The following is a 24,168-nucleotide window of genomic DNA, read 5'->3' as shown; positions in this document are numbered from 1 at the left end:
GTAGGCGGTGTAGGGCGCATTGCGACCCGGGTTCGGGGCCGATATTCTAGCCCTTTACGCTGTAGTTGAGTAACCCATGTCCGAGAATCATTATGTTGTGGAGAATCATCGGCTGATAGCGGCCGACTACTGCCCTTCACCGAACTGCAACGAACGGCCAAACGGCGAGATTTCGTTGCTGGTGATTCACAACATCAGCCTGCCGCCGGGGCAGTTTGGTGGCCTTGGCATTCGACAGCTATTCACCAACTGTCTCGACCCGCATGAGCATCCCTATTACCGGGAGATCCATCAACTGGAGGTCTCTGCGCATCTTTTGATTGACCGTGAAGGTCGGGTGACCCAGTTCGTCCCCTTCGATCAGCGAGCCTGGCATGCAGGCCGCTCATGCTTTGAGGGCAGGGAGGCGTGCAATGATTTCTCCATCGGGATCGAGCTGGAGGGGACGGATGACACCCCCTATACCGACCGGCAGTACGAGGTGCTGCTGGGTGTATCCAGAGCGCTGATGCGGGCTTATCCGGAGATTCAGCCGGATAGAATCTGCGGACACAGCGATATCGCGCCGGGGCGCAAGAGCGATCCGGGCCCTGCTTTCGATTGGAGGCGATATAGGGATACTCTGTCTGGTAATCAAGAATGATTTTCAATTATCATTCATAGTCTACTTGTGTGGTTATTTTGGCATGATCCGATCAGGGATCGATTCGAGGTTGTATGCGCGAGCTTCTTGCAGTTGATCAACTCCAGTGTGCCTATCAAGGGCAGCCTGTTTTACATTCGGTCAGTTTTTCAATCGAGCAGGGCGAAATCGCGTGTCTTCTTGGCCCCAGTGGTTGCGGCAAAACCACAGTGCTGCGTGCAATCGCCGGGTTCATTGAACCTGAGAGCGGGCAGATACGAATCGACGGCGAGGTTATCAGCAGTGCCGAAGCGGTTGTGCCCCCTGAACGGCGGGGCATGGGAATGGTCTTTCAGGATTATGCACTTTTTCCGCACCTGACCATCGCCGATAACATCGCCTTTGGGCTTAAAGGCCTGAGTCGCGCCGAGAAGCAGGCTCTGGTTGCCGAAGTGCTTGAACTGGTCGAGCTGCCGGATCTGGGTAAACGTTACCCTCATGAGCTCTCCGGCGGGCAGCAGCAGCGTGTGGCGCTGGCCCGTGCTTTGGCGCCCAAGCCCCGATTGCTGTTGATGGACGAGCCCTTCTCCAATCTGGATGCAGATCTGCGCCGTCAGCTGTCGGCCGAAATGCGCCGTATTCTGAAGCGACAGAAGATTGCGGCGATCATGGTCACCCACGATCAGCAGGAAGCGTTCACCATCAGCGATCGCCTGGGCGTACTGTCTGCCGGGCGCGTGCAGCAGTGGGGCACACCTGAAGAGCTATTTTACCAACCGGCAACGCCTGAGGTGGCCGCTTTCGTGGGTAAAGGGGTGCTTGTCGACGGGGTCTCCCTCGGCCCTGATCGCCTGAATTGCGAACTGGGCGAGCTGGAGTTTGCCGAGCCGTTCATGGTTGATGGTGAATCGAACCAGCCGCTCAAGCTGTTTTTGCGCCCGGGCGACATACAGCTGACGCGAGAGGGCGGGGTAGAGGCTGAAGTGCTGAGCTGCGAGTTTCAGGGCAGCCAGACACTGTATCGTCTTCAGTTGAACTCGGGATTGGTGCTCGAGGCGTGTGAGAGTGGCATGCATCGCTACCCGATTGGGGGGCGCTTAGGCGTGCATGTGGCGCCTCACCGCCCCATTGTCTTTTTTAACGCTTAATACGTTATCGCGATAGCCGGAAGGTTGGCCGTTGTTCACAGCCTTCCGGGATCTTACTTAGCGGCTCTTGCGAGTGGCTGTGATGGTGCGGCTCAACAAAATAACTGGGATGATACCGACCAGTACGATCAGCAGCGCAGCGGGTGAGCACTCTTCAATGCGCTCATCCGAGGCGTACTGATACACAAAGGTTGCCAGCGTATCGTAGTTGAACGGCCGCAGAATCAGTGTGGCCGGCAGCTCTTTCATACAGTCGACGAATACCACCAGCAGCGCTGTGAGCAACCCTCCTTTGATCAGGGGGAGATGCACTTCGCGCAGGGTGCGAAGGGTATTGGCGCCGAGCGATCGGGCCGCCATATCCATGTTGGGCGTCACCTTGCCAAGCGATGAATCCACCGAGCCGCCGGATACCGCCAGAAAGCGTACGCAGTAAGCAAATACCAGAGCAAACGGCGTTCCGCTTAACAGCAGCCCTGTACTGATATCGAAATGGCTGCGCATAAAAGCATCGACGCTATTATCAAAAGCCGCCAGCGGCACGATGACACCAATGGCCAGCACCGCTCCTGGAAGTGCGTAGCCAAGGTTGCTCATACGCGCGGCAAACTGCAGTGAACGGCGGTTGGCGTAGAGTCGCTTACTGTAGGCCAGTACGATCGCGATACTTAATGCCAGCAGCGCGCTACTGACGGAGAGTGAAAAACTGTTGCTCGCATAGCTGAGAAAGTCGTTATCGGTGAACTGATCCAGATGAGCCAGCGACATATCCACAAGACTTAAGAAGGGCACCAGAAAGCCGAATACGACTGGAGTGGTGCAGGCGAGGGTGCACGCCCATGCACGCCCCGTCGAGAGCCGGTAGCGCTCGATCGTGCGGTAGCGGTCGGCACTGCTGAACTGTCGTGACTTGGCGCGTGCCAGGCGCTCAAGCGTAATCAGCAGCACCACGAATATCATCATCAGGCTGGCGATCTGGGCGGCCGCGCCTACGTTGCCCATGTTCAGCCAGGCATCATAAATGCCGGCGGTCATGCTTTTGACCGCGAAGTAGTCGACCGTCCCGAAATCGTTGATTGTCTCCATTGAAACAAGCGAAAGCCCCACAGCGATGGCGGGGCGGGATATGGGCAGGGATACGCGTATAAAGCTTTGCCAGGGTGTGCACCCCAGCATACGACTGGCGTCACGAATACTCATCGACTGTTCAAGGAAGCTTGCCCTGGCCAGAAGATAGACATAGGGATACAGCACCAGTGTCAGCATCGCGATTGCGCCGCCCATGGAGCGTATTTCGGGGAACCAGTAATCCCGGGCGCTCTGCCAGCCAAACAGATCACGCAGCATGATCTGTATGGGGCCTGCGTATTCCAGCAGGTCGGTATAAATATAGGCGATGACATAGGCCGGGATCGCAAAGGGCAGCAACAGCGCCCATTCAAACAGGCGTCGGCCCGGAAAGTTGCAAAGCGTTACCAGCCACGCCGTGCCGACCCCAATGGCCACGGACAGCGCGCCAGTACCCACCATCAGAATCAGTGTGGATTTGATGTAAACCGGCAGGACAGTCGACGCCAGATGGGGCCAGATATTTTCGGTTGGGAACAGTGCCAGCCAGAGAATCGCCAGCACTGGGAGCATCACCAGCAACGCCGTGCCCCAGCCGACACCGTACCAGCCCGGCATGAGACCCCTGAGGCGGAGCCCTGTACCTGGATCGGCTACCACGGAATCGACTGCGGCATTCATCGTTTTACCCCGGATGATCAGTTATCGAAGCCGACCTTGTCGACCATCTTGGCTGCGGCGGCACGCTCTGCGGCTACCTTGCCGAGATTGATCTCATCACCCTTGAAGCCGCTCATCTTCTCCTCGAGCAGTTCGGACCAGGGCGTGTTCGGGCGTACCGGGAACTCGAAGTTTGCTTGCGCATAGAGTTCCTGTGCACTCTTCTGAGTCAGGTACTCAACCAGTTTGACCGCCGCTTCCGGGTGCGGTGCGTACTTGGTCAGTGCTGCACCTGAGATATTCATGTGAGTGCCGCGATCATCCTGATTCGGGAACACCAAGTTGGCGGAGGCGGCCCACTCTTTCTGTTCCGGCTGCTTCTCGTTGGTGGCCATCTTGCCGTAGTAATAGCTGTTGCCCAGGGCCAGATCGCACACGCCCTCTTTGATCGCCTTGACCTGTGAGCGGTCGTTGCCCTGAGGTTTACGTGCCAGATTCTCTTTCACGGCCATCAGCCATTTTTCGGTTTCCGCTTCACCGTGGTGGGCGATCATGGAACCGATCAGCGACAGGTTATAGGTGTGCTTGCCGCTGCGTGTGCAGATACGGCCTTTCCATTTGGGATCTGCCAGATCTTCGTAGCGGGTGATCTCGCCCTCTTTAACGCGCTCTTTTGAGGCGTAGATGATGCGGGCGCGGCTGGTCAGACCTACCCATTTGCCATCTTCGGCCCGGAAGTGGGCCGGAACATTGCGCTCGATAACATCGCTCTTGATCGGTACAACCAGATCGCGCTCCACGGCATCGTACAGCGGGCCGATATCGGCCGTGAGCAGCAGGTCAGCCGGTGTATTGCGGCCTTCGTGCTCGATACGCTCCAGGAGGCCCTTGTTGGCGAACACTACATTGACCTTGATGCCGGTATCGGCAGTAAACGCTTCCAGCAAGGGCTTGAGCAGAAACTCCTGACGGAAAGAGTAGACATTGACCTCTTCAGCCTGTGCGGCGGTGCCAAATGTAGAGCCAAGGATAGCGGCTGAAAGCAGGGCTTTTCGAATAGTCACGTTTTACTCTCCTGATCCGGTGAAACATTTCATAAGCCGTTTGGGCTACATGGAGTTTCCAAACGGTTAAAACCTAATGCGAATTGTTATCATTTTTAAGTCGGGAGTCAATGCAGGTGCATCTGATTCTTATTTACGTTCCAAGTTTAAGCGTTATCCGGTGTGGTTTTCGAGCCACAGATAGCGGTGCTTCTCTATCGTATGACTGAAATATTGATCTGGATCAATAGAATGTACTCCGGGTGAGCAGGCATCAGGTTGGTAATGGAAAGAGCTTTGCCAACAGAACCGGGACTGCCGTTTCAACACGCAGTATTCGAGGGCCCAGATGTATCGGCGACAGCCCCGCCTCAAGCATTTTTTCAACTTCGTATTGGATGAAGCCGCCCTCTGGACCGACTGCCAGCACAGTAGGTTCGTCAGCCGGTGCCGGGCAGGGGGATGCGTTATAGGGGTGGGCCAGCAGCGCGCGTTTGCCTGTGCAGATAGCGGGCAGTTCGTCTTCAACAAAGGGTTTGAAGCGCTTGCGCAGATGCACCTCGGGCAGGTGGGTATCACCGGCCTGTTCGAGCCCCAGCAACAGGTGTTCACGGATACTTTGTTCCGAAAGCAGGGGCGAGCTCCAGTAGCTTTTATCTACACGGTAGGAGTTGATCAGCCAGAGCTCTTTTACACCCATGGTGGCCACGGTCTGCAAGGTGCGCTTGAGCATTTTGGGACGTGGGAGCGCCAGTATCAACGTCAGAGGCAGAGGCGCCGGTGGTTCCCTGTCCAGTTCGACCTGAAGCTCGGCCTCATGAGCGGACAGAGAGAGGACCCGACCCAGTCCTATCGCGCCGTTCAGCAGGCCGACCCTTAGCTGCTCGCCGACTTCGGGCTTGTGAACCTCCAGCATATGGGTGAGACGCCTATCGTGCAGACGGACCCGGTCGGGGGCGATAAAGTCCTCGTCAAACAGCAGTATCAGGTTCATTTCGGATATTCGGTCGTCGGCGGGTGCAAAATGCAAAGGCGCAATTTTACGCCTCTTTGCTCACCACTGACAGCGGCCTTAGCTCTCCTCGAACTTTTTGATGCGGTAGGCGAGTTGCGGCCGGGTCATACCGAGCCGGCGTGCGGCGGCGGATATGTTGCCGGAGGATTGTGCCATCGCCTCCCGTATCAGCTTCTGTTCAAGCCCCTCCAGACTGAATCCCTCCTGCAGCAATTGGGCGGGCAGGTTGGAATCCCCCGCGACTGTTGTGCCGAGAGCGCCTTTGTCACAGGCCAGTTTTCCGCTCTTATTGATCACATTCAGCGGGTGGCTTGGTTCTGACAGGGAGGGGAAAAACGACTCCATGTCGATGGTGTGGTTGTTGTCGGTGAGTATTACGCCCCGCTCGATCATGTTTTCCAGTTCACGGATATTGCCCGGCCACTTGTAGTTCAGCAGCGAGTTCAGCGCCCGGTCGGAAACCCCCAGTGTGCGCTTGTGGTAGAGGTTGTTGTACTTGTTGAGAAAGTGGTTGATCAGCAGCGGGATATCTTCGGTGCGATCGCGCAGCGGCGGGATATGCACCGGATAGACATTGAGCCGGTAAAACAGGTCGGCGCGGAATTTACCCTTGCTGACCGCCTCCTCAAGATCCTCGTTGGCTGCCGCCACGACACGCACATCGATGCGACGGGTGCGGGTATCGCCGACGCGTTCAAACTCGCTTTCCTGCAATACCCGCAGTAGTGCGGCCTGAGCACGAGGGGGAAGTTCGACCACCTCATCAAGGAAAATAGTGCCGTGATTGGCGCGCTCGAATTTACCCTCGCGGGACTGGGTGGCGCCGGTATAGGCACCTTTTTCGACACCGAACAGTTCCGCCTCGATCAGCTCCGGGGGGATGCAGGCGCAGTTGACGGCGACGAACGGTTTGTCGGCGCGCTCCGAGCTTTCGTGTAGGCCGCGTGCAACGACCTCCTTGCCGACACCGGTCTCGCCCTGCAGCAATACGGTGACCCGGCTGGTGGAGGCGCGGCGGATCAGGTTGCAGACGTTGCGAAAGGCGCCCGAGCGTCCCACCGAGTTGATCAGCAGTGCATCGTCCTGATCCAGGTTGACGAAGTTCTCACGCAGTTCACTGAGCTCGGATCGAAGTGCAAACAGCTCCTCGGCAATCGGATCCGGCATCAGGTAACGCTCCAGTTCTGCGTGGTTGTCCCACTCCTCCAGTGGGCGTCCCTCAATGCGGCAATGATCAGCCCCGGCCGCGGCACATTGTGTCTCCTTGAAGATGATTCTCCGGCCCATGTAATAGGTTGTATATCCGCTGGCGTAACCGATCAGCGTCCAGCAGATCGGGTGGTCGGAGACACCGAAATCGTGCAGGTGTACCTCCGCTTCATATGAGTCGAACCAGTCAAAAACACCGTGGAACTTGCCGCTATCCACGTCGAAATCAAGCTCAACGGGTTCTACGCGGACCATCCCCTTGATGTTGTGCAGTTGGGGCCCGACAAAGAACGCCTCGTGGGGCGGTGCATTGGGGCGAACCTTTCTGACCAGCTCCGCATCTTTCCAGCCGGAGTGATATCCAAAACGGATCAGGAAACCACGGGCGCGCTCGACGCCGAGCGTCTCAACCAGCTCCTTGCGCAGCAGGCCCATGACGCTGGAATGGATCATCAGCATGCGCTGCTCGTTGAACCAGATTTTTCCGTGCTCGCTGTCGAAACGGATTTGCGAGAGTAGGTCTTCCTGCTCGGGAAGATGTAGATCGTTGTCTATAGCCATTGTTTGTTTTTATACCGGCCAGAGCTCCTGACGGAGCGTTTATCGGGACACCTTTTTATTCTTGAATGATTTTGGCGATTAATGGAAGGGGGCAGAGCGTTAGGCTTTGGTGGCACTGTTTTTTTCTGCCCGACATCTCAGCAAATGATCAAATTCCCCGTTTATAAATTTAATCATTTGCTTAGGTCGCACCTTATCTCACGACACCCCGAAATATGGTTTGGATCGCTAAAACTTGCCTGAAATAAAATAAAAGACATTTAAAAACAACGTGATATTCGGTTTTTGTTGCGATGTTGAGGGCGTTGTTGCGCGCGCTGGCATGGCCGTTGCGATAGGGAAAGCGAAAGCTGGAGTTTCAGCCCCATCGACAACGAGAACAAAAACGATGAGCCGACCAACACTACGCCCCGTCAACGGCAACGCCCCCCAACGCGATGCCTTCGATCCCCGGATCAAATATATCCGGGTCCGCAGCGAGCCCGATGCCCGCTTCGTCGAATTCGATTTCGCCATTGGCGATCCGAGCCTCTTTGTCGAACTGGTGCTGCCACACGGCGCATTTAAGAAGTTCTGTGAGATCAACGCTGTCGTGCACATGACGCTCGAACAGATCGCGGCAGTGGACAGCGAAATGCAGAAGTGGCGCTACGGCGAAGAGACGCTGATGGCGACCAACCACGCCCGCACCTGATCTTCAGGCTTAACCGACACGTTCCAAAACACGATCACCCCAATAACAACAAATCAGCTGGGATAGAGTTCAATGACCATTGAAATCAAAACCTCAACGCTGGAACCGGTACGCAATACCTTCGCGCATATCGAACAGCGCTTCGGTGACAAGCCGGCCACCCGCTATCAGGAAGCGACCTACGACGTTCAGGCCGAGACCAACTTCCACTACCGCCCCTATTGGGACCCCGAGCATGAGCTGAACGATCCGAGCCGCACGGCACTGGTGATGTCGGATTGGTATGCGTTCAAGGATCCACGCCAGTTCTACTACGGCACCTACGTGCAGCAGCGCGCCAAGATGCAGGAGGTGGCCGAGAGTAACTACGCCTTCTTCGACAAGCGCAATCTGGTGGCCAGCCTCAGTGATGAGGTGCGCGCCGAGGTGGTGCGTTATCTGGTGCCGCTACGCCATGTTGAGCATACCGCCAACCTCAACAACATGTACGGCACCGCCTATGGCTACGGCACCGCGATCACCCAGGCGCTGCTGTTCAACGGGATGGATCGTCTGGGTATCGCCCAGTACCTGTCGCGCATCGGCCTGATGCTGGATGGCAACAGTGGCGATGCGCTGAAACAGGCCAAGGCGCTGTGGATGGATGAGCCGGTCTGGCAGGGGATGCGTGCACTGTGTGAAGAAACTCTGGTGACTCAGGACTGGTTCGAGTTGTTCCTGGCCCAGGATCTGGTGATCGACACCCTGATCGGCGAGCTGTTTTACAACCAGCTCGACCAGAAGCTGACCGCTAAGGGCGGCCAGGATATCGCCATGCTCACCGAGTTCATGCAGGAGTGGAGCAAAGACACCACCCGCTGGGTCGATGCGGTGACCAAGACAGCTGCTGCCGAATCCGATGCCAACCGCACGCTGATGGCCGGATGGATCGAAAGCTGGCGCGGTAAGGCCGCCGAGGCGTTGGCCCCGTTGGCCGAGGAGATGCTGGGCGGCTCTCACAAGGGCGATGCGTTGAGTGAAGCGCTGGCTGTACTCGACAAACGTGTGGCGAAAGCCGGTATCCAGTGAGGAGCAACTCCATGTCAAAAGTTTATATCGCACTGCAGGACAACGACGTCTCCCGCTACATCGTCGAGGCGATCGAAGAGGACAACCCGGAGGTCACGGTTATACACAACCCGGCGATGATCCGCATTGAGGCCGAGGGCCATCTGGTGGTCAAGCGTGAAACGGTGGAGGAGAAGCTGGGGCGTGATTGGGAGGTACCGGAGTTGCACCTGAATCTGATCACGCTCGGTGGCAACGTCGACGAGGACGACGATCAGCTGAGCCTGACCTGGAACGTATAACCGGCGTTAAAACAGAATAAAAAGGTAAACCGCAATGGCCGCGAAAAAACTGAGTCTTAAAGACAAATACAGCCTGCTGACGCGCGATCTGGATTGGGAGTTCTCCTATCAGGATCGCAAAGCGGCGTTTCCGTTCGAAGAGTTCGAGGGGATCAAAATCACCGACTGGTCCAAGTGGGAAGACCCCTTCCGCCTGACTATGGATGCCTACTGGAAATACCAGTCCGAGAAGGAGAAGAAGCTCTACGCCATCTTCGACGCTTTTGCCCAGAACAACGGTCAGCTCAATGTCTCCGACCCGCGCTACGTTAACGCGATCAAACTGTTCCTGACCGGTATCTCACCGCAGGAGTATCAGGCCCATCAGGGCTTTGCCCATATCGGTCGCCAATACGGCGGCGTCGGTGCCCGAGTGGCCTGCCAGATGCAGTCGCTGGATGAGCTGCGTCACGTGCAGACCCAGGTTCATGCCATGAGCCACTACAACAAGTTCTTCGATGGCTTCCAGAACTGGTCGCACATGCAGGACCGCGTCTGGTACCTGTCGGTGCCCACCTCCTTCTTCCACGATGCGCGCAGTGCAGGCCCGTTCGAATTCCTCGTTGCTATCGGCTTCAGCTTCGAATACGTGCTGACCAACCTGCTGTTCGTACCCTTCATGTCCGGGGCCGCCTACAACGGCGATATGGCCACGGTGACCTTCGGCTTCTCCGCGCAGTCCGACGAGGCGCGCCATATGACGTTAGGGCTCGAGGTGATCAAATTCCTGCTCGAGCAGCATGAGGACAACGTGCCGATCGTGCAGAAGTGGATCGACAAGTGGTTCTGGCGTGGCACCCGCCTGCTCAGTCTGGTGGGGATGATGATGGACTACATGCTGCCCAACAAGGTGATGAGCTGGAAAGAGGCCTGGGAGGTCTACTTCGAAGAGGCCGGGGGCGCCCTGTTCAAGGATCTGGCCCGATATGGGATCACCATGCCCAAGTATGCCGAGCTGATCGACAAAGAGAAGGAGCATGTCTCTCATCAGACCTGGTGGACCTTCTATACCCACGGTCATGCCGCCGGTTTCCATACCTGGATCCCCACCGACGAAGAGATGGACTGGCTGAGCGAGAAGTACCCCGACACCTTCGACAAGTACTACCGCCCGCGCTGGGAGCTGGCGCGCAAGCTGGAGGCTGAGGGTAAGCGTTTCTACACCAAGGCGCTGCCGCAGCTGTGCACCACCTGCCAGATCCCGATGCTGTTCACCGAGATGAGCGATCCAACCCAGATCTCCTACCGCGACACCGTCTACAAGGGCGAGCGTTACCACTTCTGCTCGGATGGTTGCTGCGACATCTTCAAGGATGAACCGGAGAAGTTTGTGCAGTCCTGGCTGCCGGTACACCAGATCTTCCAAGGCAACTGCGGAGGTCCCGGTGTCGAGCAGGTCTTGGGCGAGTACTACAAGATGAATCTGGGCGCAGACAACCTGGATATCAAGGGATCGCCGGACGAGAAGCGGTGGAAGCAATGGAAGGGCGTAGCTTAAGCGCCCCCGGCCAACCGATTGCATGAGGGGGCGCTAACAGCCCCCGATATGAGGATAAAAACAATGCCAGTACATGCTTATACCCCCAACTATACCGGCGTGGTGCGTGACCGCGTCGAGAACTTCCACGGTAACCAGATTGTATATGCGGGCTGGGACCATCATCTGATGTTCTGCGCCGCCTTTGCCTTTCCGGTGCCGCCGACGATGACCTTTCGTCAGCTGCGCGACGAGGTGATGGCGGAAGGGTTTGAACCCCATCCCGAGTGGCCGCAGATCGACTGGGCGCACACCACCTGGCTGCTCAACGGTGAGTCATTTGTGCCGCAGCTGGATGTGGCGCTGATCGATCAGGGAATTGACCATAAATCCCTGCTGCGTTTTCAGACCCCGGACCTGAAAGGTTTTCAGGACGCAGGCGTCTGAGGGGGCATTTAGAGGTAAAGAGTATGAGCTATGAAGTCACCATCGAACCCACCGGCGATGTGATCGAGGTGGAGGAGGGGCAGACCATTCTGGACGCTGCCCTGCGCCAGGGGGTCTGGTTGCCCTTTGCCTGTGGTCACGGCACCTGTGCAACCTGCAAGGTACAGGTACTCGAAGGCGAAGCGGATGTGGGTAACGCTTCTCCCTTCGCGCTGATGGATATGGAACGGGACGAGGGCAAGGTGCTGGCCTGCTGCGCCATGCCGGAATCTGACATGACCATCGAGGCGGATATCGATGTGGACCCCGATTTTGAAGGGTTCCCGGTGCGGGATTTCGTCGGCACCGTTAGCGAAATCCGCGATCTCTCACCCACCATCAAGGGGATCTGGTTCAAGCTCGATCGTGGGATGGAGTTTCAGGCCGGACAGTACATCAACCTGCGCATCCCCGGCGTCGAAGGCACTCGTGCCTTCTCCATCGCCAATAAGCCCAGTGACAGCGACTGTCTTGAGCTGCATGTGCGCAAGGTGCCAGGTGGCGCCGGTACCACCTGGCTGCACGAGCAGCTGGGCGTTGGCGATACGCTGGATATCTCCGGCCCCTATGGCCAGTTTTTCGTGCGCAAGTCGGATGAACAGGATGCGATCTTCATTGCCGGCGGCTCTGGGCTTTCAAGCCCACAGTCGATGATTCTGGATATGCTGGAGCAGGGCGATACCCGGCAGATCTACCTGTTTCAGGGCGCGCGGAATGTGGCCGAGCTCTATAATCGGGAGATCTTCGAGGTGCTGGCGCAAGCGCACAGCAACTTCCACTATATACCGGCCCTGAACGCGCCATTGCCGGAAGATGAGTGGACGGGTTTTACCGGCTTCGTGCATGAGGCGGCCAAGGCGCACTTCGATAACCGCTTTAGCGGCCACAAGGCTTACCTGTGCGGGCCTCCGCCGATGATCGATGCGGCAATCACCACGCTGATGCAAGGACGTTTGTTCGAGCGTGATATCCACATGGAGCGGTTCTTCACAGCCGCCGATGGCAGTGAAGAGACCAGTCGCTCGGCGCTGTTCAAACGGATCTGATCTGCGTGATCGGCAATTAAAAACGGGGCTTTTAGCCCCGTTTTTAATTGCCGGAGTTGATATACCGGATCTTCGCTGTCAGGGGTAGAGCGCCTCTATCAATTCGCGGTTTAAGCAAATCGTTAACAGATAATATTCAGTTGATCATTTAGTGAATCAAATGCGGGAATTAATGATCCCATAAGTTGAATTTAACCACTGATCTATTCTTTTTAATTAAATAAAGTATTTATAAAACAATAAGATATAAATATTCATCTCTTGCTCTTCGAATTTTCCGTCGTTGGCATATGCGTTGCTCTCCAATTGGAAGAAAGCCGAAGATGCACAAGACTTCTGAACATAAACCCCAGATGTTCCTGTGCACGAAAAATAACAACAGGCAGTGAGATGAACAGTCATATGGCGAGTCAGGCAACGAAAGCCGAAACCTATCAAATCAGCGTTCATGACGGCGAGGCGCAGTTCACGGCGTCGTCAACGGTGAACCTGCTGGTGGCGATGGAGCAGGCGCGTGAGAGTGTAATCGGAGTCGGCTGTCGCGGCGGCGGTTGCGGTAAATGCCGTATCCGTGTGCTCGATGGCGACTATGAGAGCAAACGGATGAGCCGTGCCTGGATAAGCGAAGAGGATGAGGCCGAAGGCATAGTCCTGGCCTGTCGTATCTTCGCCCGTAGCGATCTGTGCATCCGCCCTGAGCCCCTCCCTTTGGCCACCGGTTACCAGCCGGCCCGGTCAGTCAGCCTTTCTCAGGCAGAATTAAAATAACGACAGGAATAGCAGAGATGAAAAAAGGTGTAATGCGTCCGGGCCACATCCAGTTGCGTGTGCTCGATATGGAGGAAGCCGTTGCCCACTACCGGGATCTGCTCGGCCTTATTGAGGTTGATCGTGACGATCAGGGCAGGGTTTACCTCAAAGGCTGGACCGAAGTGGACAAGTTCTCCGTAGTACTTCGCGAGGCGGATTCTGCAGGCATGGACTTTGTCGGCTACAAGTGTGTTAACGAAGGCGCCGTTGAGCAGCTGCGTCAGGAGCTGATCGAATACGGCTGCAAGGTGGAGGATATCCCCGAAGGTGAGCTCAAAGGCTGCGGCCGCCGTGTGCGTTTTGACTCCCCGACCGGGCACCTGTTCGAGATCTTCGCTACCAAGGAGCAGACCGGCAAGTGGGAGGTGGGCAACCACAACCCCGAGGCCTGGCCGCGCAACCTGACCGGCATGAAGGCGACCCGTTTCGACCACTGCCTGCTGTATGGACCAAACATCGCCGGCACCATCGATCTGTTCCGCGAAGTGCTGGGCTTTGATCTGGCCGAGCAGGTGCTCGATGGCGAAGGCACCCGTCTGGCGGGCTTCCTCACCGTCAGCATGAAGGCGCACGATGTGGCGTTTATTGAGCATCCGGAACCGGGCAAGCTCCACCACGCGTCTTTCTTTCTGGAAACCTGGGAGGATGTGCTGCGCGCGGCCGATCTGATCTCCATGACCGATACCTCCATCGATATTGGTCCTACCCGTCACGGCCTGACCCACGGCAAGACGATCTACTTCTTTGATCCGTCGGGTAACCGTTCAGAGGTGTTTGCTGGTGGTGACTACCACTATCCCGATCATGAGCCGGTCACCTGGGATGCCGACAAGCTGGGCAAGGCGATTTTCTACCACGATCGCGTGCTCAACGAGCGCTTCCTGACCGTACTGACCTGATCGGGTCAGGCTAAAACAAAACCCCACTCAGTTGCGGCTGAGCGGGGTTTGATTTTTTTTGAGGTGATGAGGTTTGTTAGCGAACGCCGCGCTCGCGCTTGGGGAACAACCAGAATGCAAACCAGCGGGTAAAACGGGGCATCAGCAGGTAGGACATCGCGACCATGACCACGGCGGTGACGATCATCGTGCGCAGCAATAATGGAATGTCGGCCAACAGATCCCCGAACAGGAAAAATATCAGTGTGACTGTCGGGTAGAGTGCCAGCCAACTGACGATGGTCATCTTGTATTTGGGCGGCGGCTGTACCGGGTTCTGGCCCGGCAGCGTAAACCAGGTGGTGATGCCTTCGAGCACTTCGCGCTGAGTGGGCGTGACCAGCAGCGGTTCGATCTGCTCGAGCATCTCGGCACGCGCCGGTGAGCGGTCCCAAGCCTCCAGGTCTTCTCGGCTTGCGAAGCGGAAGATGATGCGGTATTCCGGGTCCTGAGAGCTTGCCGGACGAAACATGTTGGTGCCCAGATGGCCGGGAAAGTGGGAGGCACGCTCGGTCATCTCGGAACTGAGGCGCTCGAACTCCGACTCCTGGCCTTTTACCACACGGCGGGAGATGACGACGGTCACCGCCCCGTCCCGATCTATTTCTGAAGACGCGGTATTCATCGATGGGCATCCTTTGGCTAAGGGGCGCAGGTGACGCGCTCTGTGATATAAATGTTGATTGCAACAATAATAAAAGTGGGCGCAGGTTTATCCACAGCGCCGCTGGAAAGCTGAAATTCCATTATTGAGGTGGGTGTGAACTATCAGGATCTGTATTACTTCATCAAGGTTGTGGAAAAGGGCAGCCTCGTCGCGGCGGCCAAGTATCTGGATATTCCTACCTCTACACTCAGCCGGCGTATGCAGGCGTTCGAGCAGGAGCTTGGCTATAAGCTGATCCATCGCAGCGCCAAGAAGTTCGGTCTGACCGAATCGGGGCAACGTTTCTACAGCACACTCTCGGGTGTGATCAACGATCTGGAAACCCGCGTTGAGGATGTGAACAGCGAGCTCTCCTCCCTGTCCGGCGATATCAAGGTGACGGCGCCGGTCAGCTTCGGCCACTACTACGTCAAGGAGTGGGTGTTCGAATTCATGGAACAGAACCCCAAAATCTCGGTGGAGATGTTCCTCAGCAACGAAAACGTTGATCTGGTCAAGAACAGCATCGATATCGCCTTCCGCCTGGGTGAAGTGACGCTGAACGACTGGGTGTCGAGGCCGTTGTTCGACAGTGCCATGGTGATGTGTGCCAACCCCAGCCTAGTTGAACAGTTTGGTGATCCCCAATCGCCGGAGGATCTGGCCAAGCTGCCGCTGATCGTGCTGAAACGCACCGCATTCTGGCGTTTCCATGACCGCGATGGACACGCGGTAACCTATACGCCCAAGGCTCATCTGCGCACAGATGAGATCATGTTCGCCAAGGAGGCGGTCAAGCGGGGTATCGGTGCTGCATGCCTGCCCCGTTATGTGGTGCAGAATGCACTGGAGAGTGGCGAGATTCGCTCTCTGCTCGACGACTGGTCGCTGCAGAGCAAGCCGGTGCATATCATGTATCCCCACCGCGAGAGTCTGCCGGTCAAGACGCGGGCCTTTATCGACTTTGTTATCAACAAGGTACGCGAGACGGGCGTGAGCAGCTAATCCTCCCTTGATGGTTTTTGTCCCATTTTTGTATGTCTTGCCCGCAGATACTCCCAAGGATGGGAACATCTGATCTCGTTTTTGTCCCTTCTTTCGTGAAAGTGCATCGTTATACTCGAAAGCATCAAGGCTGTATGACTTTTCGGGTGAAGAGGCACAACAATGAAAGAGTTCAAACATTTTATTAACGGCGAATACTCTGCGTCCCTCAGCGGCAAGACCTTTGAGAACCGCTGCCCGGTCGACAACAGTCTGATCGGACTGGTCCACGAAGCGGGCCGCGAAGAGGTGGACGCTGCCGTTAAAGCCGCCAAGGCTGCGCTGAAAGGTCCCTGGGGCAAGCTGACACAGGCACAGCGTATCGCACTGCTGAACAAGGTCGCCGATCGCATCAACGAGCGTTTTGACGAGTTCCTCGACGCCGAGTGCCGTGATACCGGCAAGCCGCACAGCATTGCCAGCCACATCGATATTCCCCGCGGCGCGGCGAACTTCAAGGCGTTCTCCGAGACGCTGGCGAACCATCCTACCGAAGCGTTCCGTCTCGATACGCCCGATGGCAAGGGGGCTATGAATATTGGCCACCGCACCCCGAAGGGCGTGATTGCGGTGATCTCCCCCTGGAACCTGCCGCTGCTGCTGATGACCTGGAAAGTCGGTCCTGCTCTGGCCTGCGGTAATACCGTGGTGGTGAAGCCCTCGGAAGAGACACCGGCAACGACCACGCTGCTCGGTGAGGTGATGAACGAGTGCGGCGTACCGCCGGGCGTATTCAACGTGGTGCATGGCTTCGGTCCCGATTCAGCCGGTGAATTCCTAACCACCCATCCGCTGGTGGATGCGATCACCTTTACAGGTGAGACCCGCACCGGCGAGGCGATCATGAAGGCCGCTTCCGTTGGTCTGCGCAACATCTCGCTTGAGTGCGGTGGCAAGAACCCCGGCATCGTCTTTGCCGATTGCGATATCGAAAAGGCGGTCGAGGGCACCATGCGTTCTGCCTTCGTCAACTGCGGTCAGGTGTGCCTGGGTACCGAGCGTGTCTATGTGGAACGCGCGATATTCGACCAGTTCCTTGCACGTATGAAGGAAGAGGTTGCCAAGCTGAAACTGGGTCGTCCTGAAGACAAGAGCGCCAACTTTGGTCCGCTGGTCAGCCAGGAACACCGCCAGAAGGTGAAGTACTACTACGATCTGGCAGTGGAAGAGGGCGCGACGGTCGAGATCGGCGGTGGTATTCCGGATATGGGCGCTGAGCTTAACGATGGCGCCTGGATCGAGCCGACCATCTGGACTGGACTCTCCGACGATGCCCGCGTTATCCGCGAAGAGATCTTCGGTCCTTGCTGTCACATCCGCCCCTTCGATTCCGAAGAGGAGGTGATCGCGCTGGCCAACGATACCAACTACGGTTTGGCGGCGGCGATCTGGACCGAAAACTCGGCACGTGCCGTGCGGGTAGCCGAGCAGATGGAAGCCGGTATCGTCTGGGTCAACTCCTGGTTCCTGCGTGACCTGCGCACCGCCTTCGGTGGCGCCAAGCAGTCCGGTATCGGTCGCGAAGGCGGGGTCCATGGCCTCGAGTTCTACACCGAGCTGAAGAACATCTGCATCAAGCTGTAACCCTAAACTCCCGGTTCCGGGTGCGTGGATACCACGCGCCCTGGCCAGACTCGGCCTGAATACAGGCCAATCGATCCATTAACGATAAAAGAAGAGCGCTTATGGATACCCAACAGATACAGGCTTGCGGTGATGAGCTCTACAACGCTCTGATCAATCGCACCACGCTGCGCCCGTTCACCGAGCGTTTCGATGACATCACGATCGAGGATGCCTACCACATCTCTCTGCGCATGATCGAACGCCGTGTCGAAGCGGGCGAGAAGATCATCGGCAAGAAGATCGGTCTCACCTCCAAGGCGGTGCAGAACATGCTGAAGGTTGGCCAGCCCGACTTTGGTTACCTGACCGACACCATGGCGTTCAGCCAGGGGCAGGAGATGCCGATCAGCGAGCGTCTTATCCAGCCTAAGGCGGAGGGCGAGATCGCCTTCATCCTGAAACGGGATCTGATGGGCCCGGGCGTTACCAACGCCGATGTACTGGCGGCTACCGAGTGCGTCATGCCCTGCTTCGAGGTTGTCGACTCCCGTATCGAGAACTGGCAGATCAAGATTCAGGACACCGTGGCGGACAACGCCTCCTGCGGCCTGTTCGTGCTGGGTGACTCAGCCGTTGACCCGCGCAAGGTGGATCTGACCACCTGCGGCATGGTGGTCGAGAAAAACGGCTCTCTGCTTTCAACCGGTGCCGGTGCTGCGGCGCTGGGCAGCCCTGTTAACTGTGTGGCCTGGTTGGCCAATATGCTGGGCCAGTTCGGTATTCCGCTGAAAGCGGGTGAGGTGATTCTCTCCGGATCGCTGGTGCCGCTGGAGCCGGTCAAGGCGGGTGACTTCATGAGCGTGTCCATCGGCGGCATCGGTTCCGCATCGGTGCGCTTCGTCTGATTCCTGAGGTAGAGACTATGAGCAAGAAACTGAACGCCGTGATTATCGGCCCGGGTAACATCGGCACCGATCTGCTGATGAAGATGAAACGTTCCGAGTGGATCGAGCCGGTCTGGATGGTCGGTATCGACCCCGAATCCGAAGGCCTGAAACGCGCCCGTGAGATGGGCATCAAAACCTGCGCCGAGGGCGTCGACGGCATCCTTAAGCATGTGGTCGAGGACGATATCCGCATCGCCTTCGATGCCACCTCCGCTTATGTTCACGCCGAGAACAGCCGCAAGCTGAATGAGCTGGGCGTGATCATGGTTGACCTGACCCCGGCGGCGATTGGCCCCTACTGCGTACCGCCGGTGAATCTGGCTGCCCATGCGCAGAACCTGGAGATGAACGTCAACATGGTCACCTGCGGTGGCCAGGCTACCATCCCGATGGTCGCGGCGGTTAGCCGTGTACAGCCGGTGAGCTACGGCGAAATCATCGCCACGGTTTCCTCCCGTTCGGTAGGACCGGGTACCCGTCAGAACATCGACGAGTTCACCCGTACCACGGCCGGTGCGGTGGAGAAGGTGGGTGGTGCCAAGAAAGGCAAGGCGATCATCATCATCAACCCGGCCGAGCCGCCGCTGATCATGCGTGACACCGTGCACTGCCTCACCGAGGGCGAGCCGAATCAGGACGCCATCACCGAGTCGGTCCACCAGATGGTGGCCGAGGTTCAGAAATACGTGCCGGGCTACCGTCTGGTCAATGGCCCGGTGTTCGATGGCAACCGTGTCTCCATGTTCATGGAGGTGGAAGGTCTGGGTGATTTCCTGCCCAAGTACGCCGGTAACCTGGACATCATGACCGCCGCGGGCCTGCGCACCGCTGAGATGTTCGCCGAAGAAGCGGCGAACGGCACCATTTCACTGCCGGAACGTGGCTGATAGGACGGGGGATAACACGATGAATCTGCAAGGTAAGAAAGTCCGTCTGCACGATATGAGCCTGCGTGACGGCATGCATGCCAAGCGCCACCAGATCAGTGTCGACGAGATGGTCAGCGTCGCGACGGCGATGGACGAAGCGGGTATGCCGCTGATCGAAGTAACCCACGGCGACGGTCTTGGCGGCGCCTCGGTGAACTACGGTTTCCCGGCCCACACCGACGAGGAGTACCTCGGTGCGGTGATCCCGAAGATGAAGCAGGCCAAGGTTTCGGCGCTGCTGCTGCCGGGGATAGGTACCGTCGATCACCTGAAGATGGCCAAAGAACTGGGCGTGTCCACCATCCGTGTGGCCACCCACTGCACCGAGGCCGATGTGTCTCAGCAGCACATCACCATGGCCCGCGAGATGAACATGGATACCGTCGGCTTTTTGATGATGGCGCACATGGTACCGGCGGCGAAGATTCTCGAGCAGGCCAAACTGATGGTCGGCTACGGCGCCAACTGCATCTACTGCACCGATTCGGCCGGTTATATGCTGCCGGATGAAGTCACCGAGAAGATCGGCCTGCTGCGTAACGAACTGCCGGAGAACGTGGAGATCGGTTTCCACGGTCACCACAACATGGCGATGGGTGTGGCCAACTCGCTGGCGGCGATTGAAGCTGGAGCTGCCCGTATCGACGGCTCTGTCGCAGGCCTTGGCGCCGGTGCCGGTAACACCCCGTTGGAGGTGCTCTGTGCGGTGCTTGATCGCATGGGCTGCGAGACCGGTATCGACCTGTACAAGATCATGGATGTGGCCGAAGACCTGATCGTGCCGATGATGGATCAGCCGATCCGTGTCGATCGCGATGCACTGACCCTCGGTTACGCCGGTGTCTACTCATCGTTCCTGCTGTTCGCTCAGCGTGCCGAGAAGAAGTACGGCATCTCTGCCCGCGACATTCTGGTCGAGCTTGGCCGTCGCGGCACCGTAGGCGGACAGGAAGACATGATTGAAGACCTGGCACTGACAATGGCTAAACAGAAGGGGCTGATCTGATGGGCACTCTGACAAAATCACAAATCGAAGAGCTGGCGATCCATCTGGAGAACGCCGAACTGGAAGCGTACGAAGTCACCAAGATTACCGATGACTTCCCCAACATGACCTACGAAGATGCGTTCGACATCCAGTGGGAGATCCGTCGCCGCAAAGAGGAACGCGGTAACAAGATCGTCGGCATGAAGATGGGGCTGACCTCCTGGGCCAAGATGGCACAGATGGGCGTCGAGCATCCGTGCTACGGCTTCCTGGCCGACTACTTCAGCGTGCCCGATGGCGGCGAGATCAAGCATGACGAACTGATCCACCCGAAGATTGAGGCGGAACTGGCGTTTGTGCTCAAGGATGAACTCAAGGGCCCGGGTATCCATATCGGCGATGTGCTGCGTGCCACCGATTTCGTGGTGCCGGCGGTTGAGGTGATCGACTCGCGCTACAAGGATTTCAAGTTCGATCTGAAGAGCGTCATCGCCGATAACTCATCGTCTACCCGTTTCGTCACCGGCGGTCGCATGGCCAATGTGGCCGATCTCGACCTCAAGACCCTCGGTGTGGTCATGGAGATCAACGGTGAAGTGGTTCAGACTGGTGCCGGGGCTGCGGTGCTCGGTCATCCGGCGGCGTCGGTTGCGATGCTGGCCAACATGCTGGCCGATCGCGGCGAGAGTCTGCCTGCGGGCAGTTTCATCATGATCGGTGCGATCACGGCAGCGGTACAGGTCAACAAGGGTGACAACTTTACCGTTCATTATCAGGGGCTTGGCAGCATCGGCGGCAAGTTCGTCTGATCTGACGTAACAAAAAGAGGGGTTTCCTATGCCTATCGCAGTCGTGCATATCATGGAGGGGCGTCCTGCAGAGAAAAAGGAGCGCCTTATCGCCGAGGTGAGCGAAGCGATTGCACGCTCGCTGGATGCGCCGCTTGAAAGTGTGCGTGTACTGATCACGGAGATGCCGAAGGAGCATTTCGGCATCGGTGGTGTATCGGCTAAAAAGCTGGGGCGCTAACGGGTCCCCGGTGAACGAAAAGCCCGCAGATAGCGGGCTTTTTTGCGTAGCAGAGGCCGCTTTGCCCGGTGACGCCAACCGGCGTGCGCGGCGGTGCTTATCAGTATGAAAGAGACTCTATCGTATTGCGGATTTGATTAAAAAATACGCATTGAACCCGATGGGTTTTTTACCTATGATGAATCGATTAACAATAAGTATAAAACAATAAGTATTACAGGTGGCTGCATGCTTCTCGATGTACTCAGCAACTCGACAGTATTCGAAAGTGCTCACCCTTTTCAGGTCTCGGAATATGTTAATCGCCATGTCGGGCGTCATCGTCTTGAGCTGAACGGATCCTCTTCAACCTCTGGCTCATCCGCTGCCAGTCTCAGTTACCGCGAGTTCGCGGATATCGGCTTGTCGCGCATCAGTTATGGCGACGAGGTGCGGGTACGCTGCCCCGATCTGGCCGAAATCTATCACTTCCAGGTGGTCACCCGTGGGCAATGCTGCTGGCATTACGATGACGATCAGCAGCTGCTGCTGAAGCCCGGACAGGCCCTGATGATGAACCCGAAGGAGCGCATCGATCTATCCTACTCAGGCGATTGCGAAAAGATCATCATCAAGGTGCCTGAAGAGGTGCTCAAGGGTGGTTGTCTGGAGCAGATGGGCATGGTGCCGCGAGAGGGCGTGCGGTTCGACCGTCGCGTCGTCGATCTCGAGAACGCGGCGTGTTTCCTGCGCTTTCTCGATGTGCTGCTGATTGAGGCCAACGAGAGCGAACTGGAACTGGAGGCACTGCAGCGTCCCTACCGCGACATCCTGATCAATAAACTGCTGCAACAGTTCGGCAGCAACATTCAGGAGCAGCAGGGCAGCGGTGCAACGATGGATCGCAGCTTCTCCGAGCTGATCGCCTTTATCGATGCCCATATCAAGGAGGAGATCGATGTGGAGGAGCTGGCGCTGACAGGCAATGTCAGTGTGCGCACCATCTACAATCAGTTCTCAAAGTACTTCGGACTGACGCCGCGTCTCTATATGAAAAACGCGAAGCTCAAAAGTCTGCGTCAGGAGCTGGTCAGCAATCCGAGGATCAGAAACGTGACCGAAGTCGCGCTTGATTACGGGTTTACCCATCTTGGACGCTTCTCGTCCGACTACCGGAAAATGTTTGGTGAACTGCCCTCGGAAACGCTCAAGCGCCGACGCTGATCAGGCGTCGTCGCCTTTACGCGGAGCACCGCAAATCTGATCGGTGACCTGTCGAGTACAGGCCATCAGCGCCCGGTGGTAGCGGCTGCCGGGCGTCACATCCACATCCCCTGACAAGCCCATGATCGAGATCACCGATAGCACGTTGCCGTTGATATCGTACACGGGGCTGCCCATCACGTTGATATCGGGCAGGTAGTCGCCGTAGAAGCAACAGTAGTGCTGCTCGCGGATCTGGGCCAGGTGATCCTGGAACATCGCCTTGTCCATCGGCTTGCCACAGTGTCGGGGCAGAGCCGGTGGCGCCTCGTAAAACGCGTCCACCATCTCCTGTCGGCGTGCCTTGGGCAGGTTGGCCAAATAAACCCGTCCAGCGGCCGAGAAGAAGGGCGAAAGCTCTATCCCCAGGCGCACGTTCACCGCCACGAGACGGCTGGCATCGAGCCACTTGATAACCAGGGGGGCATGGCCGTTCCAGATTGTCACCGAAGTGGTCACGTCGTAGGTGCGGTTGAAATGATCAACCGCCTCGAACGTCTGCTGGATAGGATCAATCCGGCGCAGTGCAGCCACACCGAGGGTGAGGCTTGCACGTGCCAGCGAATAACAGTTAGCGCTGTCCTGCACGATATAGTCGGTGCGCATCAGGCTGACCAGATATTTGTACAGGCGACTCGGCGATAGCTCCAGCTGCTTGGCCAGTTCCGTGAGGTTCAGCGGCTGAGGGGCATGGGCGATGGTGTCCAGAATCCTGAGGCCTATCTCAAGTGAGCCGATGCCCTGCCGGTTGGATGAAGACGCAGGTGTATCGATAGGGTCGTTGTCGAATGTGGGCATCATGTCTGGCTATCCCTAATAGCGGTGGTGCGCATGCCGAGGAGTTTACTGGAACGCCTTGGACAACAAAATGGCGCGCCCCAAACGGGGCGCTGTGCAGTCATACCCCGAGATAGGATTCCACTTCATCGAGCCGGTCTACAAGACCGCTGGAGCTGTCGCTGAACACCACCTGTCCTTTGACCAGAACGATGTGTTTATCGCACAGCTCCTTGAGCACCTTGATGTTCTTGTCGACGATAATGGTGGAGATCCCGCTCGCCTTGATGGTGCGTATGACATCCCAGATCTCTTTGCGAATAAGCGGTGCCAGACCCTCGGTGGCTTCATCGAGGATCAGCAGATCGGGGTTGGTCACCAGTGCGCGACCGATCGCCAGCATCTGCTGTTCACCGCCGGAGAGTTGGGTGCCCAGGTTGGTCAGCCGCTCCTGCAGGCGCGGAAAGGTGGCCAGCACCCGGTCATAGTCCCAGTTCTGTTCGCCCTTGCGGTTGGCGCGGGCGGCCATCTGCAGGTGCTCCTGTACCGTGAGGTTGTGGAACATGCCGCGCCCTTCCGGGACATAGGCGATATCCTTGCGCATCCGCTGCCAGGTGGGCAGGCCGGTGATCTCTTCGCCCTTGAAGAATACGTTGCCGCTGCGCGGCTGAACCAGCCCGAGAATGGATTTCAGCGTTGTCGTTTTGCCCATGCCGTTTCGCCCCATCAGGCTGACCGCCTGCCCGGGTTCGATATCGAAACCGACGCCGTGCAGCACATGGCTCTCGCCGTAGAGGGTATGCAGGCTTTTGACTTCCAGTAGTTTATTCATCGC

At 57.3% G+C, this 24,168-nt stretch carries 25 protein-coding genes; 18 read left to right on the top strand and 7 right to left on the bottom strand.

Translation table 11 applies throughout. The annotated features are described in order from the left end of the window. Positions 1-76 precede the first annotated feature (76 nt). Both ampD and ADIMK_RS01650 read left to right on the top strand, forming a co-directional pair. On the top strand, positions 77-643 hold the full coding sequence (gene ampD, locus ADIMK_RS01655) for a 1,6-anhydro-N-acetylmuramyl-L-alanine amidase AmpD (RefSeq protein ID WP_051692311.1): 567 nt from the start codon (positions 77-79) through the stop codon (positions 641-643). 74 nt (positions 644-717) lie between these two features. Next, positions 718-1,770 carry an ABC transporter ATP-binding protein gene (locus ADIMK_RS01650; RefSeq protein ID WP_036182793.1) on the top strand — a complete coding sequence of 351 codons (1,053 nt, stop codon included), beginning with the start codon at positions 718-720 and terminating at the stop codon, positions 1,768-1,770. 57 nt (positions 1,771-1,827) lie between these two features. Here the strand turns inward: ADIMK_RS01650 and ADIMK_RS01645 are convergent, their stop codons facing one another. The 4 genes from ADIMK_RS01645 to ADIMK_RS01630 all read right to left on the bottom strand — a co-directional run bounded on the left by ADIMK_RS01645 (position 1,828) and on the right by ADIMK_RS01630 (position 7,326). Continuing rightward, positions 1,828-3,456, bottom strand: coding sequence for an ABC transporter permease (locus ADIMK_RS01645; protein WP_231516976.1), 1,629 nt, complete (start codon positions 3,454-3,456; stop codon positions 1,828-1,830). A gap of 80 nt (positions 3,457-3,536) precedes the next feature. Continuing rightward, positions 3,537-4,562, bottom strand: a complete 1,026-nt coding sequence (locus ADIMK_RS01640) for a Fe(3+) ABC transporter substrate-binding protein (RefSeq protein ID WP_036182789.1) — start codon at positions 4,560-4,562, stop codon at positions 3,537-3,539. Positions 4,563-4,815: 253 nt separating this feature from the next. Then, complete coding sequence (locus tag ADIMK_RS01635) at positions 4,816-5,535, bottom strand: 16S rRNA (uracil(1498)-N(3))-methyltransferase (protein ID WP_036183179.1); 720 nt, start codon at positions 5,533-5,535, stop codon at positions 4,816-4,818. A 78-nt stretch (positions 5,536-5,613) separates the two neighbouring features. Then, a complete protein-coding gene (locus tag ADIMK_RS01630; RefSeq protein WP_036182787.1) occupies positions 5,614-7,326 on the bottom strand; it encodes a sigma-54-dependent Fis family transcriptional regulator in 1,713 nt (570 codons plus the stop codon). 388 nt (positions 7,327-7,714) lie between these two features. On the opposite strand from ADIMK_RS01630, the gene ADIMK_RS01625 reads away from it, so the two are divergent. The 8 genes from ADIMK_RS01625 to ADIMK_RS01590 all read left to right on the top strand — a co-directional run bounded on the left by ADIMK_RS01625 (position 7,715) and on the right by ADIMK_RS01590 (position 14,126). Beyond that, positions 7,715-8,020 carry a phenol hydroxylase subunit gene (locus ADIMK_RS01625; protein WP_051692309.1) on the top strand — a complete coding sequence of 102 codons (306 nt, stop codon included), beginning with the start codon at positions 7,715-7,717 and terminating at the stop codon, positions 8,018-8,020. 72 nt (positions 8,021-8,092) lie between these two features. After that, positions 8,093-9,088 (top strand): aromatic/alkene monooxygenase hydroxylase subunit beta, encoded by a 996-nt coding sequence (locus ADIMK_RS01620; RefSeq protein ID WP_036182785.1) that lies wholly within the window; start codon positions 8,093-8,095, stop codon positions 9,086-9,088. A gap of 11 nt (positions 9,089-9,099) precedes the next feature. After that, positions 9,100-9,369: an MmoB/DmpM family protein gene (locus tag ADIMK_RS01615; RefSeq protein ID WP_036182784.1), complete on the top strand. Its 270-nt coding sequence runs from the start codon at positions 9,100-9,102 to the stop codon at positions 9,367-9,369. Positions 9,370-9,403: 34 nt separating this feature from the next. Then, on the top strand, positions 9,404-10,906 hold the full coding sequence (locus ADIMK_RS01610; protein WP_036182783.1) for an aromatic/alkene/methane monooxygenase hydroxylase/oxygenase subunit alpha: 1,503 nt from the start codon (positions 9,404-9,406) through the stop codon (positions 10,904-10,906). Between the two features lie 63 nt (positions 10,907-10,969). Then, positions 10,970-11,332 (top strand): phenol hydroxylase subunit P4, encoded by a 363-nt coding sequence (locus ADIMK_RS01605; RefSeq protein WP_036182782.1) that lies wholly within the window; start codon positions 10,970-10,972, stop codon positions 11,330-11,332. Between the two features lie 23 nt (positions 11,333-11,355). After that, positions 11,356-12,417 carry an NADH:ubiquinone reductase (Na(+)-transporting) subunit F gene (locus ADIMK_RS01600; protein WP_036182781.1) on the top strand — a complete coding sequence of 354 codons (1,062 nt, stop codon included), beginning with the start codon at positions 11,356-11,358 and terminating at the stop codon, positions 12,415-12,417. A 390-nt stretch (positions 12,418-12,807) separates the two neighbouring features. Continuing rightward, positions 12,808-13,185 (top strand): 2Fe-2S iron-sulfur cluster-binding protein, encoded by a 378-nt coding sequence (locus tag ADIMK_RS01595; RefSeq protein WP_197027449.1) that lies wholly within the window; start codon positions 12,808-12,810, stop codon positions 13,183-13,185. Positions 13,186-13,202: 17 nt separating this feature from the next. Further along, positions 13,203-14,126, top strand: coding sequence for a catechol 2,3-dioxygenase (locus ADIMK_RS01590; protein ID WP_036182780.1), 924 nt, complete (start codon positions 13,203-13,205; stop codon positions 14,124-14,126). 76 nt (positions 14,127-14,202) lie between these two features. On the opposite strand, the gene ADIMK_RS01585 is transcribed toward ADIMK_RS01590, so the two are convergent. Then, entirely contained in the window at positions 14,203-14,790 is a 588-nt protein-coding gene (locus ADIMK_RS01585; protein ID WP_051692308.1) for an antibiotic biosynthesis monooxygenase, read from the bottom strand. A gap of 135 nt (positions 14,791-14,925) precedes the next feature. Between ADIMK_RS01585 and ADIMK_RS01580 the strand changes: the two genes are divergently transcribed. The 8 genes from ADIMK_RS01580 to ADIMK_RS01545 all read left to right on the top strand — a co-directional run bounded on the left by ADIMK_RS01580 (position 14,926) and on the right by ADIMK_RS01545 (position 22,517). Further along, positions 14,926-15,816 carry a LysR family transcriptional regulator gene (locus ADIMK_RS01580; RefSeq protein ID WP_036182778.1) on the top strand — a complete coding sequence of 297 codons (891 nt, stop codon included), beginning with the start codon at positions 14,926-14,928 and terminating at the stop codon, positions 15,814-15,816. A 162-nt stretch (positions 15,817-15,978) separates the two neighbouring features. Beyond that, positions 15,979-17,439 carry a 2-hydroxymuconic semialdehyde dehydrogenase gene (locus ADIMK_RS01575; RefSeq protein WP_036182776.1) on the top strand — a complete coding sequence of 487 codons (1,461 nt, stop codon included), beginning with the start codon at positions 15,979-15,981 and terminating at the stop codon, positions 17,437-17,439. Between the two features lie 101 nt (positions 17,440-17,540). Then, on the top strand, positions 17,541-18,326 hold the full coding sequence (dmpE, locus tag ADIMK_RS01570; protein ID WP_036182774.1) for a 2-oxopent-4-enoate hydratase: 786 nt from the start codon (positions 17,541-17,543) through the stop codon (positions 18,324-18,326). 17 nt (positions 18,327-18,343) lie between these two features. Then, positions 18,344-19,255, top strand: a complete 912-nt coding sequence (locus tag ADIMK_RS01565) for an acetaldehyde dehydrogenase (acetylating) (RefSeq protein ID WP_036182772.1) — start codon at positions 18,344-18,346, stop codon at positions 19,253-19,255. 19 nt (positions 19,256-19,274) lie between these two features. Then, positions 19,275-20,303: a 4-hydroxy-2-oxovalerate aldolase gene (dmpG, locus tag ADIMK_RS01560; RefSeq protein ID WP_036182770.1), complete on the top strand. Its 1,029-nt coding sequence runs from the start codon at positions 19,275-19,277 to the stop codon at positions 20,301-20,303. Next, positions 20,303-21,094, top strand: coding sequence for a 2-oxo-3-hexenedioate decarboxylase (gene dmpH, locus ADIMK_RS01555; RefSeq protein WP_036182768.1), 792 nt, complete (start codon positions 20,303-20,305; stop codon positions 21,092-21,094). The genes dmpG and dmpH overlap by 1 nt, the downstream gene beginning before the upstream one ends. A 28-nt stretch (positions 21,095-21,122) precedes the next feature. Further along, complete coding sequence (locus ADIMK_RS01550; RefSeq protein ID WP_036182766.1) at positions 21,123-21,314, top strand: 4-oxalocrotonate tautomerase family protein; 192 nt, start codon at positions 21,123-21,125, stop codon at positions 21,312-21,314. Between the two features lie 228 nt (positions 21,315-21,542). Further along, complete coding sequence (locus ADIMK_RS01545; RefSeq protein WP_036182764.1) at positions 21,543-22,517, top strand: AraC family transcriptional regulator; 975 nt, start codon at positions 21,543-21,545, stop codon at positions 22,515-22,517. On the opposite strand, the gene ADIMK_RS01540 is transcribed toward ADIMK_RS01545, so the two are convergent. Both ADIMK_RS01540 and ADIMK_RS01535 read right to left on the bottom strand, forming a co-directional pair. Beyond that, a complete protein-coding gene (locus ADIMK_RS01540) occupies positions 22,518-23,357 on the bottom strand; it encodes an IclR family transcriptional regulator (RefSeq protein WP_231516975.1) in 840 nt (279 codons plus the stop codon). A gap of 97 nt (positions 23,358-23,454) precedes the next feature. Further along, positions 23,455-24,165, bottom strand: a complete 711-nt coding sequence (locus tag ADIMK_RS01535) for an ABC transporter ATP-binding protein (RefSeq protein ID WP_036182762.1) — start codon at positions 24,163-24,165, stop codon at positions 23,455-23,457. Positions 24,166-24,168: the final 3 nt, after the last annotated feature.

Source organism: Marinobacterium lacunae (assembly GCF_000705555.1).
GTDB classification, from domain to species: Bacteria; Pseudomonadota; Gammaproteobacteria; order Pseudomonadales; family Balneatricaceae; genus Marinobacterium_D; species Marinobacterium_D lacunae.
Note: the sequence above shows the minus strand (reverse complement) of the source record. Positions and strands in the feature narration are given on the sequence as shown.

What these genes read in the sequence shown, in the direction of transcription:
- ADIMK_RS01585 (WP_051692308.1), bottom strand. Translation starts at nt 14,790, where the DNA reads ATGAATACCGCGTCTTCAGAAATAGATCGGGACGGGGCGGTGACCGTC.
- dmpH (WP_036182768.1), top strand. Translation starts at nt 20,303, where the DNA reads ATGGGCACTCTGACAAAATCACAAATCGAAGAGCTGGCGATCCATCTG.
- ADIMK_RS01545 (WP_036182764.1), top strand. Translation starts at nt 21,543, where the DNA reads ATGCTTCTCGATGTACTCAGCAACTCGACAGTATTCGAAAGTGCTCAC.
- ampD (WP_051692311.1), top strand. Translation starts at nt 77, where the DNA reads ATGTCCGAGAATCATTATGTTGTGGAGAATCATCGGCTGATAGCGGCC.
- ADIMK_RS01575 (WP_036182776.1), top strand. Translation starts at nt 15,979, where the DNA reads ATGAAAGAGTTCAAACATTTTATTAACGGCGAATACTCTGCGTCCCTC.
- ADIMK_RS01595 (WP_197027449.1), top strand. Translation starts at nt 12,808, where the DNA reads ATGAACAGTCATATGGCGAGTCAGGCAACGAAAGCCGAAACCTATCAA.
- ADIMK_RS01620 (WP_036182785.1), top strand. Translation starts at nt 8,093, where the DNA reads ATGACCATTGAAATCAAAACCTCAACGCTGGAACCGGTACGCAATACC.
- ADIMK_RS01610 (WP_036182783.1), top strand. Translation starts at nt 9,404, where the DNA reads ATGGCCGCGAAAAAACTGAGTCTTAAAGACAAATACAGCCTGCTGACG.
- ADIMK_RS01605 (WP_036182782.1), top strand. Translation starts at nt 10,970, where the DNA reads ATGCCAGTACATGCTTATACCCCCAACTATACCGGCGTGGTGCGTGAC.
- ADIMK_RS01630 (WP_036182787.1), bottom strand. Translation starts at nt 7,326, where the DNA reads ATGGCTATAGACAACGATCTACATCTTCCCGAGCAGGAAGACCTACTC.
- ADIMK_RS01565 (WP_036182772.1), top strand. Translation starts at nt 18,344, where the DNA reads ATGAGCAAGAAACTGAACGCCGTGATTATCGGCCCGGGTAACATCGGC.
- ADIMK_RS01550 (WP_036182766.1), top strand. Translation starts at nt 21,123, where the DNA reads ATGCCTATCGCAGTCGTGCATATCATGGAGGGGCGTCCTGCAGAGAAA.
- ADIMK_RS01540 (WP_231516975.1), bottom strand. Translation starts at nt 23,357, where the DNA reads ATGATGCCCACATTCGACAACGACCCTATCGATACACCTGCGTCTTCA.
- ADIMK_RS01600 (WP_036182781.1), top strand. Translation starts at nt 11,356, where the DNA reads ATGAGCTATGAAGTCACCATCGAACCCACCGGCGATGTGATCGAGGTG.
- dmpG (WP_036182770.1), top strand. Translation starts at nt 19,275, where the DNA reads ATGAATCTGCAAGGTAAGAAAGTCCGTCTGCACGATATGAGCCTGCGT.
- ADIMK_RS01615 (WP_036182784.1), top strand. Translation starts at nt 9,100, where the DNA reads ATGTCAAAAGTTTATATCGCACTGCAGGACAACGACGTCTCCCGCTAC.
- ADIMK_RS01645 (WP_231516976.1), bottom strand. Translation starts at nt 3,456, where the DNA reads ATGCCGGGCTGGTACGGTGTCGGCTGGGGCACGGCGTTGCTGGTGATG.
- ADIMK_RS01590 (WP_036182780.1), top strand. Translation starts at nt 13,203, where the DNA reads ATGAAAAAAGGTGTAATGCGTCCGGGCCACATCCAGTTGCGTGTGCTC.
- ADIMK_RS01650 (WP_036182793.1), top strand. Translation starts at nt 718, where the DNA reads ATGCGCGAGCTTCTTGCAGTTGATCAACTCCAGTGTGCCTATCAAGGG.
- ADIMK_RS01625 (WP_051692309.1), top strand. Translation starts at nt 7,715, where the DNA reads ATGAGCCGACCAACACTACGCCCCGTCAACGGCAACGCCCCCCAACGC.
- ADIMK_RS01635 (WP_036183179.1), bottom strand. Translation starts at nt 5,535, where the DNA reads ATGAACCTGATACTGCTGTTTGACGAGGACTTTATCGCCCCCGACCGG.
- dmpE (WP_036182774.1), top strand. Translation starts at nt 17,541, where the DNA reads ATGGATACCCAACAGATACAGGCTTGCGGTGATGAGCTCTACAACGCT.
- ADIMK_RS01535 (WP_036182762.1), bottom strand. Translation starts at nt 24,165, where the DNA reads ATGAATAAACTACTGGAAGTCAAAAGCCTGCATACCCTCTACGGCGAG.